Here is a 19,732-nt window from a genome sequence, read left to right as displayed (position 1 = left end):
AACTGGCTATAATGCCCGCTTCGAAAATAATAATCGTGGACTAAAACACCCTATGCTGTTTCGGCGAACTACTTTGATCCAACGTCTGGGCCTGACCCTCGCTACCCTGGTGTTGCTGGCGGGCTGTGCCTCTGGCCCCAAAACCCCGCAACTGTCGGAGCGGCAGTTTTACGAAGACGCCCAGGCGGCCATCAAAGCCAACAACATGAGCCTGGCCATTGAGCGGCTGCAGGGTCTGGAATCCCGCTACCCCTTCGGCCGCTATGCGTCCCAGGCTAAACTGGATCTCATCTACTGTCATTACCGCGCCCTGGATTATGAAGCCTCCGCGGCCACCGCCGAGCGCTTCGTCAACACCCACCCGGATCACCCGCAGCTGGATTACGCCTATTATATGAAAGGCCTGGCCTCCTACAGTGTGGACCGCGGCCTGCTGGAGCGCTTTATTCCCAGTGATTTCACCGAGCGGGATATGGGTCCGGCGCGGGAATCCTTTGAGGACTTCAACCGTCTGATCAACCGTTTTCCGAACAGCCTCTACGCCGCGGATGCCCGTCAGCGCATGGTGTACCTGCGCAACCTGCTGGCCGCCTATGAACTGCGGGCAGCAGAGTTCTATATGCGTCGGGGAGCCTTTGTGGCAGCCGCCAATCGCGGCCGTTATGTGGTGGAGAACTTCGACACCAGCCCCTCGGTGGCCAATGCCCTGGTGGTGATGGCAGAAGCCTACACTGAGCTGGATCAGCCGGAGTTACGGGACAGCTCTGTGGCAGTGCTGAAAGCGAATTTTCCGCAGCATCCGCGGCTCGAATCCGGCGCCTTTGAGTATGAGAAAACCCAACGGGGTCGCCGTTCCTGGGCCAACATTCTCTCGTTTGGTCTGATCGACTGACCTGCGGAGCCGCAGAAGCACGCTCGGCGCGGCTATCCCTCCGCAACCGTCCCCCATTACCTGTAAGTGGCCGGCGGCTACTCGCCCGCCGGCCACTTACAGGTAATGGGGTAACGACGATCCCGCCCAAAGGCCCGTGACGTAATGCGGGCACCGACGGCCGCCTGACGGCGCTTGTACTCATTCAGATCCACCAATCGAATCACCTTGCGCACCACTTCCTGATCATAGCCTTGCGCCACAATGGCGTCGGCGCTGAAATCCCGCTCCACATACATTTCCAGAATGGCGTCTAGCTCGGGATAGGGCGGCAGGCTGTCTTCATCCTTCTGGTCCGGCGCCAGCTCCGCTGACGGCGGACGGTCAATCACCCGTTGGGGAATCGGTGGGTTGTCGGGGGTCAAGCGGTTGCGATATTCGCACAGCCGGAACACCAGGGTTTTGGGCACGTCTTTCAACACATCAAACCCACCGGCCATATCGCCATACAGGGTGGCATAGCCCACCGCCATTTCGCTTTTGTTGCCGGTGGTGAGGACGATAAACCGCTTCTTGTTGGACAGCGCCATCAGCATCACCCCACGGCAACGGGCCTGCAGGTTTTCTTCGGTGGTGTCCCGGGGCGTGCCTTCAAAATCCGGCGCCAGGGTCTGCATAAAGGCTTCGTACATCGGCTCGATGGGGCGCACTTTATAGCTGACCCCCAGCGCGACCGCTTCTTCTTCTGCATCGTCCAGGCTCATCTGTGAGGTATAACGGAACGGCATCATCACCGCCTCCACCCGGTCTGCGCCCAGGGCATCCACCGCCACCGCCAGGGTCAGCGCCGAATCCACGCCGCCGGACAGCCCCAGCACCGCGCCCTTGAAACCATTCTTGTTGACGTAATCCCGCACCGCCAGCACCAGTGCGTTATAGGCACTTTCCTCTGCGGATTGCGGCGGCGCAACGGAAGCCGCCACCGGCACCAACCCGCGCTCGGACTCCTGCTCCCGCAACATCACCGGATACAGCCCCGACTCGAAGGCCGGAGCCCGGAAACACAGGCTACCGCCGGCATCCACCACTACCGATCCACCGTCGAACACCAGCTCATCCTGACCGCCCACCAGGTTGGCATACACAATGGGCATGTTGCCTTCCTGCGCCCGCTGCGCCAACAGCTCCTGACGAACCCGCTCCTTGCCCAGGTGAAAGGGGGATGCATTGAGATTGAGCATGATGGCGGCTCCGGCGTCACGGGCCTGCGCCATCGGGCCGGGGTGCCACATGTCCTCACAGATGGTGATCGCCACCGGGTGCCCCTTGATCTTCACTACGCACGGTGCACTGCCGGGCTGGAAATAGCGCTTTTCATCAAACACCAGGTAGTTGGGCAGCTCCTGCTTGTGGTACTCAGCAATAATCTTTCCGCCCTGAATGAGGCCCGCTGTGTTGTACAAAGCCCCTTCTTCACGCCGCGGATACCCCACCAGGGTATAGATTTCCGGCGGCAGTTCCGCGCACAGACGGGCCAGGGCTTTTTCCACCCGAATGCGGATGCTGGCCCGGAATAACAGGTCTTCCGGCGGATAACCGGTCAGTGTAAGCTCCGGAAAAACAACGATATCCGCCTTGAATTCCTGGTGGGCGCGACGGACCGCATCCAAAATTTGCGAGGTATTCCCGTCAATATCCCCTACCATGAAATCCAACTGCGCTATAATGACTTGTAAATCATTGTTTTTCATGAATTTTACACCCTAACAATCCAACCACTGCCCGGCTCTGGCAAAATATGCGCGTATTTTGGGCCAAATCGGATCGCCGCGCAAAGGCCAATAACATTGAGGAGCCTATATGATGATCATACGTTTAATTATTTTAATCGCCCTGGTGAGCCTGCTGATCTTTGTGTATCGCAAACTGACCCGCAGCAGCAACCCAACACCCCAGGACACCCAGCAGGCCGACGCCATGCGCAAGTGCGACCATTGTGGCGTGCATCTGCCGGAAGCCGAGGCCTGCCGCCACAAACAACTGTATTTCTGCAGCCCGGATCACCGTCAGGCCTACCTCGAACAACATCCCGATGAGTGAAAAAGAACATCAAAATGCTTCCGCATTAGAGGAGGTGCGGCAGAACCAGTGGCGTCTGCTGCAGATCTACCTCTACTACCGGCTGGCGTTGGCCCTCAGCCTGGTGGGCGCCTATTTCCTGGAAACCAGCCAGAGCGCCAAGTCGTCCGGCCTGGATGAGCGGCTCTATTTCGCCACCATATCCACGTATCTGGTGCTGGCGATCATGGGGTTGTTCATCAACCGCCTCCGAGCCGGTCGCATCAGCATCCAGATCTTCATCGTCATCACGATTGATATCATCAGTATCGCCCTGCTGGAATACGCCAATGGCGAAAGCAACAGCAACCTCACCATTCTGCTGATCGTCTCGGTGGCGGCCGGTGGCATCCTGGTGGAAGGCATCCTGGCGACGTTTTTTGCCGCCGTAGCCACCCTCGCGATCCTCTACAAACAGATTTTAAACGGTGTACTCCACGGCACCTTCAAGCAGGAAGACTTTCTGCAAACCGCCATCATCGGAATTGCCTGTTTCGCCACCTCGATCCTGGCCCAACAGATATCACGCCGCCTGCGGGAAAGCGCCGCCCTGGCCGGACGTCAGGCGGAGGATTTGGCGAACCTGGAAGAATTGAACCACCTGATCATCCAGCGCATGCGCACGGGCATCGTGGTGGTGAACCAGGACAACGACATTCTGCTGATCAACGATGCCTGCTGGAAAATGTTCGGCATGCCCAGCATGAGCAAGCATCAATCCCTGGAAAATTTCTCGCCGCAACTGGCGGAGCAACTGGAAGCATGGCGCCAGGACCCGTACAAACGGCCCAAGCCGTTCCGGCCTCACGTTACCGGACCGGAAGTGCAATCCAACTTTACCCTGATGGAAGCGGCGGAACAGGCCAACATCCTGATCTTCATTGATGACAACTCGCGCATGGCGCAACAGGCCCAACAACTGAAGCTGGCCTCGCTGGGTGGCCTCACTGCCAGCATCGCCCACGAAATCCGCAATCCGCTGGGGGCCATCAGCCATGCCGCCCAGCTGCTGCAGGAATCTACGGAACTCAACAAAGGGGATGCCCGGCTCTGCGAAATCATTCATCAACATACCATCCGGGCCAATAAAGTCATCGAAAACGTACTGCAGCTATCACGGCGCAAACAGGTGGAGCCGGAGCTGCTGAACATGCACGACTGGCTGAAGAATTTCATCCAGGATTTCCAGAGCAATCAGGATCAGCAGTGCAAAATCAAATTCGTCAGCAAGAAGAAAGATCTGCAATTCCGCATTGACCCCTCACAGATCCAGCAAGTGCTCACCAACCTGTTCCAGAACGGGATTCGATATAGCGAACAGAACACCGGCCAGCGCACACTGACGGTGGTGGCGGATCTGAACATTCAATCCGAGCAGCCCACACTGGATATCATTGATCAGGGGCCCGGAGTGCCCGCGGACCAACAGGATAAAATCTTCGAACCGTTCTACACTTCAGAAAAGAGTGGTACCGGCCTTGGGCTGTATATTGCCCGGGAACTGTGCGAGGCCAATCAGGCCCGCCTAGATTACCACCCTGTCACCAGTGGCAGCTGCTTCCGGATCACGTTTTCTCACCCATCCAGAATAGTGACAATATAACAATGAACCAATACAAAGCACTGATCGTCGATGATGAACCGGATATCCGCGAACTGCTGGAGCTGACGCTGTCCCGGATGAATATTGAAACGTTCACAGCTGCGAATCTGGATTCAGCCCATGTCTCCCTGGAGCAGGAAAACTTCGACCTCTGCATTACAGATATGAACCTGCCCGATGGCAACGGTATTGATTTGGTGAAGTACATTCAAGGCAATCACCCTAACCTGCCGGTGGCCGTGCTGACCGCCTACGGCAGCATGGAAACCGCCATCAGCGCCCTCAAAGCCGGCGCTTTCGACTTCGTGTCCAAACCGGTGGATCTGCAGCGCCTGCGGGATCTGGTGAACACCGCGCTGAAGTTGAAATTCGAAAAGCAGGAGCCGGTGGCGGAAGTGGGAGACTCCCCCATTCTGGGTCAATCCCCACAGATCAAGAAACTACAGGTACAGATTAAAAAGCTGGCCCGCAGCCAGGCTCCGGTCTACATCAGCGGTGAATCCGGCAGCGGTAAAGAACTGGTGGCCCGGGAAATCCATCGCCTGGGCCCCCGAGCAGAAGGCCCCTTTGTTCCGGTCAACTGCGGCGCCATTCCCAGCGAGCTGATGGAAAGTGAATTCTTCGGCCATCGCAAGGGCAGCTTCACCGGCGCCTATGAGGACAAGATGGGGCTGTTCCAGGCCGCCAAAGGTGGCACCCTGTTTCTGGATGAAGTCGCCGACCTGCCCATGCAAATGCAGGTCAAACTGTTGCGCGCCATTCAGGAAAAGGCCGTGCGCCCGGTAGGTTCGCAAAAAGAGATCGGCACCGATGTGCGGATCCTCAGTGCCACGCACAAGGACCTGTCCCGGCTGGTGGAAAACGGCGACTTTCGCCAGGATTTGTTCTACCGGATCAACGTAATCCAGGTGAGCGTTCCCCCCTTGCGGGAACGTGGTGATGATATCACCCAGCTGGCCACCTATGTGCTGCAGTCCCTGGCCAAAGACTGGGATATGGACCTGCCGAAACTGAGCGCCAAAGCAGAGCAGGCATTGCGGGCGTATCAGTTCCCCGGCAACGTGCGCGAGCTGGAAAACATTCTGGAGCGGGCCGTGACGCTGTGTGATGACGAGGTGATCACCCCCGAGCACCTGCAGCTGCCCACCGACGGTGTTCCGGTGCAGAAGCCCACCACCGCCGCCCAGGGCGAACACGCCATTCCCGACTTTGTGGAAGGGGATTCGCTGGAAGAGTACCTGACCGACATTGAAAAGCAGGCGATTCTCAAAGCCCTCGACGAGACCCGCTGGAACCGAACCGCCGCCGCCAAAAAACTCGGAATGAGCTTCCGCTCCCTGCGTTATCGTCTGAAGAAATTGGGGCTCGACACCGACGAATAAGCGCTGCCTAGAACATTTCTGCCGACGGCCGCGGAGTTTGGGGATGATACGGCCTGGGGTCTACAATGGGCGTTTCCCCCAACAACAGGTTGGTCATCAGTCGTACGGAAGCCGGCGCCAACACCAGGCCATTGCGGAAATGCCCCGCGTTCACATACAGATTCTCCCACCCGGGCAGTTCGCCGATATAAGGAATGCCATGGGGCGCCCCCGGCCGCAGGCCGGCCCAATGGGCTTCCACCGACACAGATTGCAGGGCCGGCACCAACTGATAGGCCTTTTCCAACAACGCTGAGCGGGCGTCGCCGGACGTGGATTTGTCGAAGCCGGTGAATTCCAAGGTACTGCCGACGACAATGCGACCGTCCCGTCGCGGGATCAGATAGCGCCCCTCGTGCAGGATGATACTGTTGATCAGCCCCGGCCGCGGCTCAAATACCAGCATCTGGCCCTTCACCGGATCAACAAGCATCGTGCATCCCAGCGGCGCCAGCAGCTGCCCCGACCAGGCACCGGTGCAGACCACGACTTTAGGGGCTTCTATGGTTTTTCCGTCAGTGATCACCCCGACCCGGCCGTTGGCGCGTTGCTCAAAGCCCTGCACAGGGCAACGGGTTTGGATGCTGCAGTTGGGGGCCGCTTCCAGATAGGCCTGCAGGCTTCGCAGCAGTCGCGGGTTACGGATGTTGCCGATGTGGGGCCACCAGACTGCTTCTTCGAATGGCAACTGCAGAGCAGGCTCCTGTTCGACAGCGGCGTGCCGCGACAGAATACCAAACTGCTTTTGGTTTCGGTCCGCCCAGTGGGCGATTTCAGCCCGGTTGGGCGGGTCCGGCATCAACAGTCCACAGGGATTGAACTCCGGATCAATGCCCGTCAGTGCTGACAGTTCTGCGGCCAGCTGTGGATAGGCTTGCTGCGCCCAGCTGGCCAACGCGGTGATGGGGGCAGAGTAATTCCAGGGATACAGGGGTGAAACGATGCCGCCACCGGCCCAGGACGCCTCCCGGCCAACGTCGCCCTGCTCAATGATTCGTACCGACACCGAACGCTGGACCAGGTCTTTTGCCAGCAAAAGCCCGATCACACCGCCCCCTACAATCACTACATCCGCCATAAGAACCTTGCGTCTCTAAAATATTCAGTATCCACCCACGAGATGGTAATCTAACGGGATTTCAATATCAGTGTTTTTTCTCAATAGAACAATCAAACGGGGGCCACCATGCAACGCACAACAAAGGGATTTACGATTGTGGAGCTGTTGATCACAATGATCATCGCCGCTCTGCTGCTGGGTTTCGCCACGCCTTCCTTTGTGGATATGATGGAGAAAAACCGGGTTCGCACCACCAGCCAGCAATTGGTGGAATTGCTGCGCTTATCCCGCCTGATCGCCGTTGAGCATCGCAACCTGGTGTCCGTTTGCGGCAGCTCGGACAGCGCCAATTGCGACAACGACTGGACCTCCAGCATTCTGTCGGTGAAACGCGGTGAAGATGGCGCAGCGGATGAAATCATGGCGTCACTGAACGTCAGCGAGAAGGTTGCCATCAGCAAGACCAACAACAATGCCAACAATCCGAATATTGATTTCAGAGTCAGTGGCTGGACGCCCTGGGATCAAACCACTTTTACCTTGTGCCCGGTGGACGGCAAACAGAAGAACGCCTATCAGGTTACGGTTTCAGGCTCTGGCAAAGTGAAATTGAAACCCAACAAAGAAGACCAAACCTGGTGTTGAATCTGGGTTGAGCTGGAACTGGAAATAGTAGCCAAAGAGCGCAGCGGGCACCATTGCTGAGTAACGTTTGGTGCCCACTGCCCATCCGTGTAGTGATTACTCGATCTGCTGCCAGCGGGTCTTCCTGATATGGTTCAGCTGCAGGGGAGCCGGCCCAACAGAACCGGTGCCTGACACGATCCCACCCTGCAGACCAGGGGGCGCGGGATTGTCCGGGTCCTCACCACCGCCATCAGCAATCGGCAACTCGGTAATCAACGACTGAATAGAACCGGCAACGTTCTGACTCAAACCGTCTGCAAGTTGCAAGGCTTTGGAATCGCCTGGGGTGAACTGGTAAACCGCTGACGCCCCTTCTCCCACCTGGCAGGTATCCGTATCCGGCATTTCCGGAGGACGGTAGTACGTTGAAAAATAGGCGCTACCGCCCACGATCAACGGCGCCCCGAGCAGTTTCTCCGCATCGTAACCGGTGCCCCCCAGTTCCAGGCTATAGCCTTTGATACCTGCATCGTTGGACGCCGCGGTAATGGATTCCGCATCATCGGTTTTGGTGAGTGCTTGAATGACCGTGACAGAACCACCGGCCTCAGTGGTTGCAGTCTCGGTGATGACCGGTTCGTTTTGCCCAGGGGTAAAGGGCTCATAGTCCATCAGGAAATAAAATTTCTCGGTTACAGAGACATCTGTTGGATTGGAGCGCCAACCGGAGCCGATGGCCAACGACATACAGAAGCCCCTGGGGCAGCGCATCTTGGCAATGCTCGGGGGGTAGAAGAAACGGCGGTCCATATCCTGCGATACCGAATCCGCACCGGCCACCCCCAATTGGGCAATGACGGTGTCCGCGGTATTCGAGATCAGGTTGGCCGCACCAGTATTGCTGTTATTCACATCGAAACGATGGATTTGTCCGCCCATATCCCCGACATAGAAGAAATCCAGATAACCGTCCGCATCAATATCCACGGTCTTCACACTGGACGGAATACTGTATTCCAGGGCCGCAATCTGCACATGGGTCTCATCACCCAGGATGGAATCCGAAGATGCCCACCACAACACTTCCCCTGCTTCGTGTCTGGCACCACCGTCTCTTTCCAAGAAAGTACGGGCAGAAACAATGTAAATCTGCGCGCCCTTGGCAGGCAGGGTCTGCGGGCGACCGCTGTCGTAGACGGTGTCGTATCCGCCTCCGATAATAAACACCGCCGTCGGCGTGCCTCGATAATTGATGATCGCCAGCTTCGGCTCCGACCAGCTTTGACCGTTATTAAGGAATTTGCCCTCGCCCCCTTTGATCACAGCCAACTGCTCCAGACTGGAGGATGCCTCCACGTCAGTGGCATCCAGAATATAGTAATTGCGGCCACCCCGGCGCATCCCACCGTAGAGCAACACAAAATCCTGGGTGTCTTCGTCGATATTGCCGTTCCCGTTCACATCCTGCCGCCATACGGTCCAGGTGGAATCCATGCCGTAAATCAAGCTGCCATCGCCCGCATCAGGCTTGGTGGCCTGGAACATCCGCTCCACCGGCGAGGGGTCGGCCAGGCTGGTGCGTTTCAACATGGCTTCCGGAACATAGGCCAGTTTCTCCTTGCCTTTTTCACTGCCGTTGCTCGCATCCACCGCGTACAATTTGCCGTCGTTGGTGCTGACAAACACCACGTTCTCAGGCTCGCTCAGGGGATTGCCATCGTCATCACGACTGCGGTAATTCACCAGCACCGGGGAGGAATGAAGCGGCGCACCATAGAGCGTCCGAACCCCTTTATAACCGGCGGCGCGCTCATCTTCCGGATCGGCGGAGTGATCGTCTGAGGTTGGGTCCTGAATAAAGTGTCCCCATTCGTTATTGACATCTTCACCTGACAACCACGCCAGCATGGGGCTCAGCACATCGCTGCCATAATTGGCGATGGTTTCCGCGTCTGCATCTTCTGGATCCGCAAAAAACGTCGCATATTCCGCAAGCAGCCTGGCCTTCAGGTTATCGATATCTTCCCCGCTGGCGCCCGCATTATCGGGCTTGAGCTCATAGCGGGTATCACCGTAATAAACCACCAGGTTTCGGTCAGCGGGGGCTTCAATTTGACTGGCTGCTCCACCCACATGGGCCACATCGCCGTCTACGCCACCAAAAGCATCCGGGATGTTGTTCTCGTTCGACCAATAGCTTTTTACGTCGGGCAGGAATACACCATCGCTGACCGCCAGCGTGGATTTGCCGGGATTGGTGTAGACCTCTAACTCGCCTTCCGTGCTGAAATTGAAAAAATACTTCTTCAGATTGCCATACCAGAAAGGCTTGCTGGACGGGGTAAACATGGAAAAGTACAACTCATCCAGGTGCGTGAAGCTGTTGAGCTGGCTAACCCCAACCCCACCGGATGCCACAATGAAACTGCCGGGCATCACGACTTCACTGCTTATTTGCTCAAATGCCTCTGCCAAGTCCATACCCGTTCTGGCAAACAGATACTTGCCTCCACTGACGGTGGCCCATGTTTCCATGCCATTGGTTGTATCAGAGCTGGCACCGTCCATATCGTAGGCAATAACATGGGTCTTTACACCGGCATCGACCTGTCTGCCATTCTCAGTCTGCTCATTCTCTCCAAGCGTACTTGAAACGAGCCCTAAACACCCCCAGTAACTTTCATAAGGACTCCCCGTGTCTTCGTAGTCAGAGTAAACCATGGCACTACAACTTTCATGGTACTGGCCCGCCACGCCTGTAACGAATTCGTTGACACGGGTTCCAAGATCCCCAATCACCAAGTCCCCCGAATAATCAGGACAACCAAAATCCTCCAGCTCTCGCGCGGTAAAGTGAGACCCCTTTTCACAAGTCGATACACCATCGGTCAAGAAAACCAGGTGGTTATTGGTATTGCCGCACTGAGGACCAAGATCGACGCCCCTGTACAGATTAGTAGCGGCCCAAACTTCAGGATCAGTCTCCCCCGACGCCCGGGTCACAGCTTTACCCCCCGTCAGATACTCAGCAACTTCCAGATAGCTTCCCACCAGAGGCGTTCTACCCGTCGCCCGCAGAGCGTTCACAGCACTGATCAACTGGTTACGCTTGGACCCCGGCACATTGATACTTCCAAGTGGAGCCATAGGTTCGATGATCACCGCTCCCTGCTCTGAATATCCAGCCAATCCAACTTCAAAATTATTGGGCCAAACGGATTCTGCGTCTCCCAAAGCAGGATCCAGGAAATTTAATAGAATATTCCGAACCACACATATTTTTCGTGATGCATTATCAATGGTTCTCACCACACCCCTTTCGATGTAGGAGTCCTGCCCTTGACAGTCGCCCCGGTAAAATGGGCTGGCCGTCGTATTACCCTCAGGACGGGCCATCGACCCGGATGTATCCACCACCAGCATAATCCGGGCAGGCGCGGAAACGTTGTCCAACTTGAACAGGTCCGTGTCATCCGCCAGCACCATAGCCGGCAGCAGCAATACCAAGGCCGCCAGCAGCGGTCTGACAAGTCGGTTTTCCATCTTGCTCAATCCAATCATCACCCGGTGATCCATATCTTGATTTGATTCAGTTTAACGTCGCGCACTAGGGCCCGACGCTGTAATCCAATAACCCGTTCTCATCGGAAAACTGCCCGGAGCTGGGTCCGACTTTGCGCCACTCCTGAAAGTTGGTGCGGCTGAAAGGCATCGCCGCCTGCACAAAACGCCCGTTACCCTCCGACTCAAACACAAAGTCCTTGAAATACTCCACATCCGAGGCCAGTAACACCCGTTTTGAGTCAAAGCGGGAACTGGACTCAGACAATAGGCTGGCCCGCTCATCCAGGGTATCGGTGTTGTCGCACGCCCCGTCGGCCAGGCCACTGGACTTGCTGACGCAATGCACCTGCGCGGTACCCTTCAGGCTCACCAGGTCGGATACAAACTGGCTGTTGCGCTGGGCTTCGCCGGTGACGCCGCCAATGGCGGTCTCGGCAGCATGAAAGGCCATTTCGTCCGCCTGTGCATTGAAGGCCATGCGCTCATGAAACAATCCTGACTTGATGGCGGACACCCCCATCAGGGTCACCATCAGCAGAATCAACAGGGCAATCAGCAAGGCCGCGCCGCTTTCTTGTTTCAGGTTCATCAGATTCCACCTATCAGGTTACGAATGGCCACGGTGGAACTGTACGTCCGGTACAGGCGACCATCTTCAAAGTTGATGGCACCCCCTTCCGTCACATCACCTTGCACATATTGTTGATCCAGCACATCAATGGCATCCGGCGCCAGCTCTGCATCCAGGGTCACTTTCTCATCGCTGGCCAGCAACACTGAAAAGCGTACGCTGACAATGCGGATATCCCCTTTGGTCAACTCACTCTTCAGCGCCTTCACTTGGGTGGCATTGGTGTAAAGGTCCGCGGAACCGTAGCCGTCTTCCGACGCACTGTTAAAATCCAGCCCATACAACACCTGGAACGCTTCAATGTTATCGATCAATGTACCTTTATCGTCGGCGTACCAGCCTTCCACATCGTTGCCGTCTTCGTCCTGTTGCACGCCAAATTCAAAGGAAGTACAGATCAGTCGTTTGCCATCGGCATCATCGAGCACATAGAAACGCTTGTAACCGGTCAAGGCGTTACCCAGGCAATCCTTGCCCGCGATGACTTCGAATACCACGGTATCGTATTTGTCCCCATCGGCGATTTCTGCACTGGCGGAATTGAACTGGGCCACGCCATCCAGCACAAAGGGCACAATGGGCTCCTCCTCCCCCTGACCGGCTTCCATCAGGGACCGGCTCAGGAAATCGAAGGCGAAGCGCCCGCTATCCTGCACACCGGCAATGCCCATCTGCAGATTGTCGGTTTGCCGGTTCACCAGGAACAACTGCGTGGCGGCAATGGTGAGCAGACTGCCCAGCAGCAGGGCAATCATCAGTTCTACCAGCGAAAGACCGTTCTGACGCGACATAAAATCCCCTAGGGTATGAATTCAACTCTGACGCAATGGGCATCCGATTGGCGCTCGCCATCGGCAAAGGAGGCTTGGTCACAGTCACCCAGCTGGGTTTCACCCCAGGCCACCGTCACACAATACACCTGGTCACAGGCGGCGTAGTTCATTTTGCCGTTGACCAGTAAACCACTCAGGCTGGAGCGAACTTCGTACACATCGGAGCGGGCCATTTGCTCTGACTCGCAGGCGTCTGCCGCCGAAGGTGCTGCACCGGTCACGATGCAGTCGCCGGGATCATTGAGATCCCCGCTCCAACTGGAAGGCTGAAGGTAATAGGCTTGGCTTTCTGCGGTTAGATTGGCGCGGGCCCGTTCGATGAAATCGTGGGCAACAGACATGGCCTGGCTGCGGCTGTAGGTTTCCTCAACCTGCCTGACGGACTTGAGCTGAAGTGCAGCGAAACCGACGATTCCCACTGCGAATACGAGTAACGCCACCAACACTTCAATCAGTGACATTCCTTTGTGTTTAACCATGCTGCCCCCCGACAACATCATCCCGCTATTATTCTGATTAGGGAGGATCTTACCAAGGGGGGATCAGTAGCCCAGAGAACAACCGACGAACGGTTGAAAATGGATCACAGAGTGATTTGAGATGCTCAAAATATGGGCTAGAGACAATCTTCTTCGCTTAAACCGGTGCTAAAGGTCCAGGTGCCTTTATTGGAATAGGTCAGGGTGCCGCACTCGTCGTTGGCCTGGTCGGTACCGGCCACCGGGGTGACCACCACCTCATAGCCCGTGACTTCGCCGCCTGTTTGCACCGCTGTAACGACGTAATCATATTTGATTTCTTCGAGTTCAAAGCCGGCTAAATCGGCTGCAGAAGCGGGGTAGGCGAAGCGATGGGTGCGAAACTGCTCCACCCGGCTGGCGATTTCCAGCGCCTTTCCGATGGCCGCCTTGCGGGCGGATTTCTTGACGTGATCGTTGTAGCGGGGGTAGGCAAACACCGCCAGCACGGCCACGATGGCGATCACAATTAACAACTCTATCAGAGTAAACCCTTTACCCCCTGCCCTCGACACTCGCATGACCGGATTAGCCCCCTTAGCCTGAAATAGGTGAAGAGCGGCTAGGATAATCTATTTGTCGGCAGGAAAGAAACAGGGCCCTTAACGGGCCCTGTTGATCACCAGCAGTCGCCCCCGGCCGGGGTCGACGCTTTGACCCCCGCATGGGTCAGGGTGAGTGTGGCGCATTCCGCGTCGTCGGCCTGCAGGCCTTTCGCGGTTGCCGTCAGCGTGAAACACGAGGAGTAACTGGTGTTGCTGACGGTGCGACTGCAACTCAATGCCACCGATATATCGTAATACCCTTCCGGGGAGCTCTGGCCATCGGGATTGGTCACCAGCCTGGTCAGGTCCGCGGTATAGGTGTTGCTCTCGGTATAGATCCGCTCCTGCCGGGCCGCTGCCTCCTGCAACGCCGTTCGCGCATCCGAGCGCCGGGTCTTCTGCACGTGGCTGTTGTAAGCCGGCAGCGCCACCGCCATGATCACACCCACTATTGCTATTACGATCATCAGTTCAACCAATGTAAATCCCTGATTGCGTTTCATAGCGTTCTTTCACCTTAGGTTAAAAGTCAATGTTGAAAATCTGGCGCCAGGACTGACGTCGCAGCGACACCGTGCTCTGGTAAGGCTCGATGATGATGACCCGACCGGTGGAGTCATGCATAACCAGGTTGCCATCAGGCAGGTTGGAGATGTCACCCACTTTACCGGCACCCACATCCAGGGAAGGCAGGATTTTGGTCAGGCCGGTACTGGAATCGGTTTCGTAGTCGAGATAGTTATCAACTGAAGCCACACCGGTAACGTAGTCCACTGTCCAGACCCGTGACAGACCTTCCGGGCTGCACACGTCATCACTGGGGATGTATTCCGCAAAGGTGATGGTATCCAGATACGAAATGGGGCGGGTATCGGAACGACCACTGGGATCGGTGCCGTTATCCGTCAACTCACGAATCCAGCCTTCGTTGTTCTCATTGATGTAGGCAATCAGCTCCGGCGCGTTGTCCACACCGGATGGTCCGTTATCAATGGTTTCATCCGAGAACACATCAATATCCGAGATATCCAGCAATGTGTTGGAATTGACCGAGTTAAAGGTCAGTTCGTAGTCGGTATCGATTGGCTCACGAACGCCGGCAAAGTATTCCTGCTGGCTGCTGCTGTTATCCGCAGCCACCAGCATACGCCCGGTACCGAAGTACACCCAGCGGCGACCGTAGACGTCAGACTTGGGCAGCGGCGCGCCGATAATGGTGCGCTCAATATCGGTGAACGTGCTGACCGTGGCTGAGCCCAGCCAACTGGAAGCGCCCTGGTCGCTGCGCAGGCGCAGGCGGGCCAGACGACCATCTGCGGCAGCGGCATTACCAGAGTTGACTCCGAAATACACCACATCATCCAGATAATCCCGATCCCAATCCTCGGTGCTCAGGTCGCCGATGAACGCGTTGTTTTCCAAAGTGATCACCTTGGCGGTATTGGACCAGTCAGATGCCCACTCTTTTTCGTTCAGGTCGTAGGCATAGAGGCGCGCCTGTTGATTACTGGTGGCGGTATCCAGATCAGTGGGACCAGAGCCGAACACCAGCAACCAACGGTTATTTGCAGGCGAACTCCAGGAGCCGGTCGATGACGCTTCCCGATACTTGATCAGAGCCGGCTTGCTCAGGGTAAAGCCCATATTGGGGTCTGACAGCTCCGCCAGCAGTGTGGGTTCGACCTCCGGATTAGTGACATCAAAGATCAATACGCTGGGTCGCACCACCACATCTTCGTCGCTGCCATCTTCATCTTCGTCAATGCGGACCGTGAACGCGCCGCCACCCATACGCATGGTCACCACCAGGATGGTGCCCCAGCCGTTGGGATGATCCGCATCATTGGGGAAGATGTTCACGTCGAAGGCCTGCGGCGCGCCATCCATCAGCGCCATGTGGCTGTAGCCAGTGTTGGCAACGAACTGCAAGTGAGGCAGTGCGGCTTTTGGAATAAAGGACCACAGTTCCGCCCCCAGGGGATGGGCAGTGGCGGAGTCACCACTCAACTGGGTCACATAACCTTTCTGGCTGTCGTCCCAGAAGCCGGCGTTAAAGGCATGCAGCATGCCGCCATTACTGCCCGCGTACACCACCTGACGTCGGTTGAACTTGGCAGTGATGTAATCGCGATAGGTGTCGTCGCCATATCTGCTGTAGTACAGCTCGGAAGGACGGCCCACCACCGCCGGGGTGGAGTGTACGATATCCGGCAGGCGCCAGACTTCTTCCACATTATCCTTGTCAAAATCGATGGTACGGTTGCGCAGGCCAACCACGTCCTGACCACGGGTCCAGGTAATGATGTCATTGCGCTGCTCGTAGGTGAGGTCCACATCGCCAGCCTGGCCAGTGATGTTGTCATCCATGTAGCGGATGTAGTCCACGTCATCGATGTAGGTGTCGGCACCGATCAATTGACCCTGCCAGTACTCCAGCTGGTCGTACTTGTCATCGATCACAGTAACCGATTCGGCGATGGAATCGTCGTATTCGGGATCGCCAGAACCCGCGCCGGCGGTACGGTCATCAAGGATGGTCTGCGCATATTCAATCTGGGCTAACAGGTCCAGGATTTCTGCTTCGAGAGCTGCCAGATCCAGGGATACCGTCGGGCGTCCATCCAGCAGCGCCTGCAGTTCATCATAACGATCGGTAATCGCCTGCAACAGCTGTGTACGCGTAGTGGAGTCCGCGCTATTCAGGCCATTCAGATCGGTCACCAGCGTTCGCAGGTTCTCTGCTGCGGTCAGCACTGCGTTGGCCCAGGTCTCGGTGGCAGCCAGATCAGACAGCAAACCATTCAAACGCACCAACTCAGCATCCACTGCCTCACGGGCCGCTTTGGCGGCATTGTAGTCCGCCTGGGCATCCGCGACCACCAGCTCCTGGGCATCTACGTCAGCCTGAGCATTGTTACGATTGGTGGTGGCCGTGGCCAAAGCGTTCGCCGCATTGGTCTGCGCCGTGATGGCGTTATCCCGCGCGGTGGTCGCATTGGTGACCGCAGTTTGTTTATCGGTCAGGGTGGCTTGTTTGGTGGACACGTCAGTGTTGGCTGCGGCTAACGCATCTTCCTTGTCCTGCAGAATATCCTGCTTGTCGGAAAGGTCGTTTTGTGCCGCCGTCAGATCACCTTCTGCGGTTGCCAAATCCGCAGCCGCCTGATTGTAGGCCGTCTGGGCATTATCACGAGCAGTGGTGGCTGTGTTCACATTGGTTTGCGCAGTGTTCACATCTGCCTGGCGATCCGTGACGACATCCTCCGCATCCTGCCACTCGTTATACTGGGTGGTGTAGTTTGCGTCGGCAGTGTTGTAGGCGGACTGGGCTGAGCTCAAGGTGGATTGAGCTGACGTCAAATCGCCCTGGGCTGTGCCCAGATTGGTTTGCGCCGTGGAAAGGTCAGACTGGGCAGAGTTCAATGCCAACTGCGCCGCAACCACATCCGGATCATCTGTGTCGCCTCCGGCCGCGGCCAGGGCATCATCATAATCCTGTTGTGCATCATCCACATCAGACTGGGCATTGTTGACGGCAGTCTGGGCGTTATCCACGTCTGTCTGGGCGTCATCTACGGCGGTCTGTGCGTTGTCAACGGCGGTCTGTGCGTCATCGCGATCTTCCAGCGCCGCGTCGGACTGACCTTTCTCTGTGGCGGCAGTCGATTGCGCATTGGTCAGTGCAGTCTGTGCATCAGACAAGGCAGTTTGCGCTGTGCCTAGATCCGTTTGCGCCTGTGTCAAAGCCGTACTGGCCGCGTCACGCTCACCGGTCTCGGTGGTCACGATGCCTTCGGCATCAGATACAGCTGTCTCAGCCGCGGTAACATCGGCAGCCGCTGCATTACGCTCTGACTGGGCAGTAGTTTGGGCAGTTTGGGCATCGGTCAGTTCCTGCTGGGCAGTATCCCGCTCCGATTCTGCGGTGGTCAGCGCAGACTCCGCATCCGTCCGCGCCTGATCTGCGTTGGCTTTGTCGGTTACAGCCTGATCAAGTACTTCCTGTGCCGCATCACGCTCAGACTCTTCCGTGGCCAGATCCGTTTGCGCCTGCGTCAAATCATCAAGCTCGGTGGCTTCGTCCGTCAGGGCGGTGGCCAGATTACCTTCTTCAGTGGCGATGTCCGCATTGGTATCGCTGCGATCCGCATCAATCTGCGCCAGCAAATCATTGATCGCATCAATCAGATCCCCATCATCCACGCCATCCACATCGCCGGTCAGAGCAATGGTGTTACTGAGGGAACCCAGCAGACCTTCAAGATTGGTAAGATCCGCGTTGCTGGTATCCGGTGGTGTGCCGTAAAGCTGGCCTTCCAGATCCTCGATATTGTCCCGGGCAGTTGCTTCCCGTGCTTCCTCCGATTCAAGGTCTGCCACATTCACCGTCACAAACGGCAGCAGGGTCTCACCATCCACACTGGTGAAAATGGCCCGACCGGTGTTAGCAGGAGCGGCGTAAGTTCGCTGGGTCAGTACGTCACTGACCGCAGCCAGTTGATCCCGCGCATTCCAGATGGCGGCAATGTCTTCGATTTCTGATGTAATGGTTTGCCCGGCGATAATCTGGGTTGGGTCGGTGGCACTGGAACTCAGCATGCGGTCTACATAGGTGACCTTGGCATCATCGTCGTAGTTGAATTCCAGAATACGGTCCACATTGTAGCCGCCCAGCAAACCGTCGCCATTGGTGTCTTCCCGCAGCAAACGGTTCTCATCGATAAAGAAGCTATGCAATGTGCCAACCCACCGCACAGTACGACCGTCATACGCTTTTTCCGGTGTATACAATGCCTGGAAGTCGGCGGATAAACCGTTACCCCGGTTGGCCACCACCGCTGCACCGGTACCGGAGGAGGTTTTGTTGATAATGTCGGTAAAGATCGCATCCAGTACGCTGGTCAGCTCGGTGAGGTTTTCCGCAAAATAGGCCTGATCAGTGCCGCCGGACACTGCCATGGAGTTGAGGTATTCCGGCCCACCTGGCAATGCAAATCCGATCACATAGGTTGTGACCCCCGCAGCACGCAGAGCTGCCGCCTGAGCCAACACTTCTGGCATAAAGTCGTCCAGATAATTGTTACCGGCTTTACCCGCAATGTTAACCGATGGCAGACCGTCGGTAATCAGAATGGCGTAGTCGCTGTCGTCACACACATTATTGGTGGGCCAAACCGCATCCGTGCCGCTGATACTGGAAAGGCGATGCCCGCTGGCCAGAGTACCGTTTCTATATTCCAATGCAGAGAGGTAGGTACCGGCAATGGGAGTACCACCATTACTCACCAAACGTTTGTTGGTGTAGTCGGTACTGGAGGTGTATGCGCTATTGGAAAACTGGAACAAATTATAATAGCCACTGAACGGAGTGGGTTGATTGACAATATTCAAGCCCAGGCGGTCATAGAACTCCTGGCGCCGGGCCACAGTGGCAGCCGCCGTGTCGCTGGGGTCCACGCTACCGATGGGAATGTACAGATACCCACGATTGATGCGGTAGTTGTTACAGCAGTTCAGGTTCTGGGCCTCCCAATACTGGGTCGGAGATGAACCTTTTCGATCGTAATCAAAATTAGGTGGCGGCTCGAAGGCCATCAACCCCATGTTCACCGTTTCAGCGAAGTTATTCAGCAGGGTGCCTATGGCCTGGCGAGACATGACGGTGCGGGATGTGTGGTGATTCGGACCCACATAATCGTCATCCGAGTCATAATCCATACTGCCTGACGTATCCAACATCAATAACACGTTGGGTTTATCATTGGCAGTGGAGGTACTGATCAATGGCGGCAGCGAGTCGTAATCAGACGCCAGTCCGTCGGCGTAGACAGACGTACCGGTAAGACACATCAGGGTAGAAACCAGGATTCCGGCCCATACTGCTGAAGTTCCTGAAGCCCTGCTCGTTTTGGTTTCTATATATTTGTTCATCATGTTCACC

General features: G+C 56.5%; 14 protein-coding genes. 5 read left to right on the top strand and 9 right to left on the bottom strand.

The window, feature by feature from the left end; translation table 11 throughout:
- Positions 1–73: 73 nt before the first annotated feature.
- Positions 74–892, top strand: coding sequence for an outer membrane protein assembly factor BamD (locus D9N14_RS04865; RefSeq protein ID WP_290577526.1), 819 nt, complete (start codon positions 74–76; stop codon positions 890–892).
- Between the two features lie 77 nt (positions 893–969).
- Here the strand turns inward: D9N14_RS04865 and D9N14_RS04860 are convergent, their stop codons facing one another.
- The gene (locus D9N14_RS04860) at positions 970–2,622 is read right to left on the bottom strand and encodes an NAD+ synthase (protein WP_290577524.1); all 1,653 of its coding nucleotides are present in this window, start codon (positions 2,620–2,622) and stop codon (positions 970–972) included.
- A 109-nt stretch (positions 2,623–2,731) separates the two neighbouring features.
- On the opposite strand from D9N14_RS04860, the gene D9N14_RS04855 reads away from it, so the two are divergent.
- From D9N14_RS04855 to D9N14_RS04845, 3 genes are read left to right on the top strand one after another with little or no spacing between them, the layout of a single operon-like run.
- A complete protein-coding gene (locus D9N14_RS04855) occupies positions 2,732–2,971 on the top strand; it encodes a PP0621 family protein (RefSeq protein WP_290577522.1) in 240 nt (79 codons plus the stop codon).
- Positions 2,964–4,592, top strand: coding sequence for a two-component system sensor histidine kinase NtrB (locus tag D9N14_RS04850; RefSeq protein WP_290577520.1), 1,629 nt, complete (start codon positions 2,964–2,966; stop codon positions 4,590–4,592). Before D9N14_RS04855 ends, D9N14_RS04850 begins: the two co-directional genes overlap by 8 nt.
- Positions 4,593–4,594: 2 nt before the next feature.
- On the top strand, positions 4,595–5,974 hold the full coding sequence (locus D9N14_RS04845; protein WP_290577518.1) for a sigma-54-dependent transcriptional regulator: 1,380 nt from the start codon (positions 4,595–4,597) through the stop codon (positions 5,972–5,974).
- 7 nt (positions 5,975–5,981) lie between these two features.
- On the opposite strand, the gene thiO is transcribed toward D9N14_RS04845, so the two are convergent.
- Positions 5,982–7,091 (bottom strand): glycine oxidase ThiO, encoded by a 1,110-nt coding sequence (gene thiO, locus D9N14_RS04840; RefSeq protein WP_290577516.1) that lies wholly within the window; start codon positions 7,089–7,091, stop codon positions 5,982–5,984.
- A 108-nt stretch (positions 7,092–7,199) separates the two neighbouring features.
- Between thiO and D9N14_RS04835 the strand changes: the two genes are divergently transcribed.
- Positions 7,200–7,718 (top strand): GspH/FimT family pseudopilin, encoded by a 519-nt coding sequence (locus tag D9N14_RS04835; RefSeq protein WP_290577514.1) that lies wholly within the window; start codon positions 7,200–7,202, stop codon positions 7,716–7,718.
- Between the two features lie 96 nt (positions 7,719–7,814).
- On the opposite strand, the gene D9N14_RS04830 is transcribed toward D9N14_RS04835, so the two are convergent.
- The 7 genes from D9N14_RS04830 to D9N14_RS04800 form a co-directional block, all read right to left on the bottom strand.
- Positions 7,815–11,252, bottom strand: a complete 3,438-nt coding sequence (locus tag D9N14_RS04830) for a pilus assembly protein (RefSeq protein WP_290577509.1) — start codon at positions 11,250–11,252, stop codon at positions 7,815–7,817.
- A gap of 55 nt (positions 11,253–11,307) precedes the next feature.
- A complete protein-coding gene (locus tag D9N14_RS04825) occupies positions 11,308–11,853 on the bottom strand; it encodes a PilX N-terminal domain-containing pilus assembly protein (RefSeq protein WP_290577508.1) in 546 nt (181 codons plus the stop codon).
- Entirely contained in the window at positions 11,853–12,686 is an 834-nt protein-coding gene (locus D9N14_RS04820; RefSeq protein ID WP_290577506.1) for a PilW family protein, read from the bottom strand. Before D9N14_RS04820 ends, D9N14_RS04825 begins: the two co-directional genes overlap by 1 nt.
- An 8-nt stretch (positions 12,687–12,694) precedes the next feature.
- Positions 12,695–13,207 carry a type IV pilus modification protein PilV gene (gene pilV, locus D9N14_RS04815; RefSeq protein WP_290577504.1) on the bottom strand — a complete coding sequence of 171 codons (513 nt, stop codon included), beginning with the start codon at positions 13,205–13,207 and terminating at the stop codon, positions 12,695–12,697.
- Between the two features lie 137 nt (positions 13,208–13,344).
- Entirely contained in the window at positions 13,345–13,767 is a 423-nt protein-coding gene (locus D9N14_RS04810; protein ID WP_290577502.1) for a type IV pilin protein, read from the bottom strand.
- 98 nt (positions 13,768–13,865) lie between these two features.
- Complete coding sequence (locus D9N14_RS04805) at positions 13,866–14,294, bottom strand: type IV pilin protein (protein ID WP_290577500.1); 429 nt, start codon at positions 14,292–14,294, stop codon at positions 13,866–13,868.
- A gap of 19 nt (positions 14,295–14,313) precedes the next feature.
- The gene (locus D9N14_RS04800) at positions 14,314–19,641 is read right to left on the bottom strand and encodes a hypothetical protein (RefSeq protein ID WP_290577498.1); all 5,328 of its coding nucleotides are present in this window, start codon (positions 19,639–19,641) and stop codon (positions 14,314–14,316) included.
- Positions 19,642–19,732 lie beyond the last annotated feature (91 nt).

Source organism: Ketobacter sp. (genome assembly GCF_003671495.1).
Lineage (GTDB): Bacteria > Pseudomonadota > Gammaproteobacteria > Pseudomonadales > Ketobacteraceae > Ketobacter.
Note: the sequence above shows the minus strand (reverse complement) of the source record. Positions and strands in the feature narration are given on the sequence as shown.

Coding starts and splice junctions, on each gene's coding strand:
- D9N14_RS04860 (WP_290577524.1), bottom strand. CDS start 2,622: ATGAAAAACAATGATTTACAAGTCATTATAGCGCAGTTGGATTTCATG.
- D9N14_RS04855 (WP_290577522.1), top strand. CDS start 2,732: ATGATGATCATACGTTTAATTATTTTAATCGCCCTGGTGAGCCTGCTG.
- D9N14_RS04850 (WP_290577520.1), top strand. CDS start 2,964: ATGAGTGAAAAAGAACATCAAAATGCTTCCGCATTAGAGGAGGTGCGG.
- D9N14_RS04845 (WP_290577518.1), top strand. CDS start 4,595: ATGAACCAATACAAAGCACTGATCGTCGATGATGAACCGGATATCCGC.
- thiO (WP_290577516.1), bottom strand. CDS start 7,091: ATGGCGGATGTAGTGATTGTAGGGGGCGGTGTGATCGGGCTTTTGCTG.
- D9N14_RS04835 (WP_290577514.1), top strand. CDS start 7,200: ATGCAACGCACAACAAAGGGATTTACGATTGTGGAGCTGTTGATCACA.
- D9N14_RS04825 (WP_290577508.1), bottom strand. CDS start 11,853: ATGAACCTGAAACAAGAAAGCGGCGCGGCCTTGCTGATTGCCCTGTTG.
- D9N14_RS04820 (WP_290577506.1), bottom strand. CDS start 12,686: ATGTCGCGTCAGAACGGTCTTTCGCTGGTAGAACTGATGATTGCCCTG.
- pilV (WP_290577504.1), bottom strand. CDS start 13,207: ATGGTTAAACACAAAGGAATGTCACTGATTGAAGTGTTGGTGGCGTTA.
- D9N14_RS04810 (WP_290577502.1), bottom strand. CDS start 13,767: ATGCGAGTGTCGAGGGCAGGGGGTAAAGGGTTTACTCTGATAGAGTTG.
- D9N14_RS04805 (WP_290577500.1), bottom strand. CDS start 14,294: ATGAAACGCAATCAGGGATTTACATTGGTTGAACTGATGATCGTAATA.
- D9N14_RS04800 (WP_290577498.1), bottom strand. CDS start 19,641: ATGTGTCTTACCGGTACGTCTGTCTACGCCGACGGACTGGCGTCTGAT.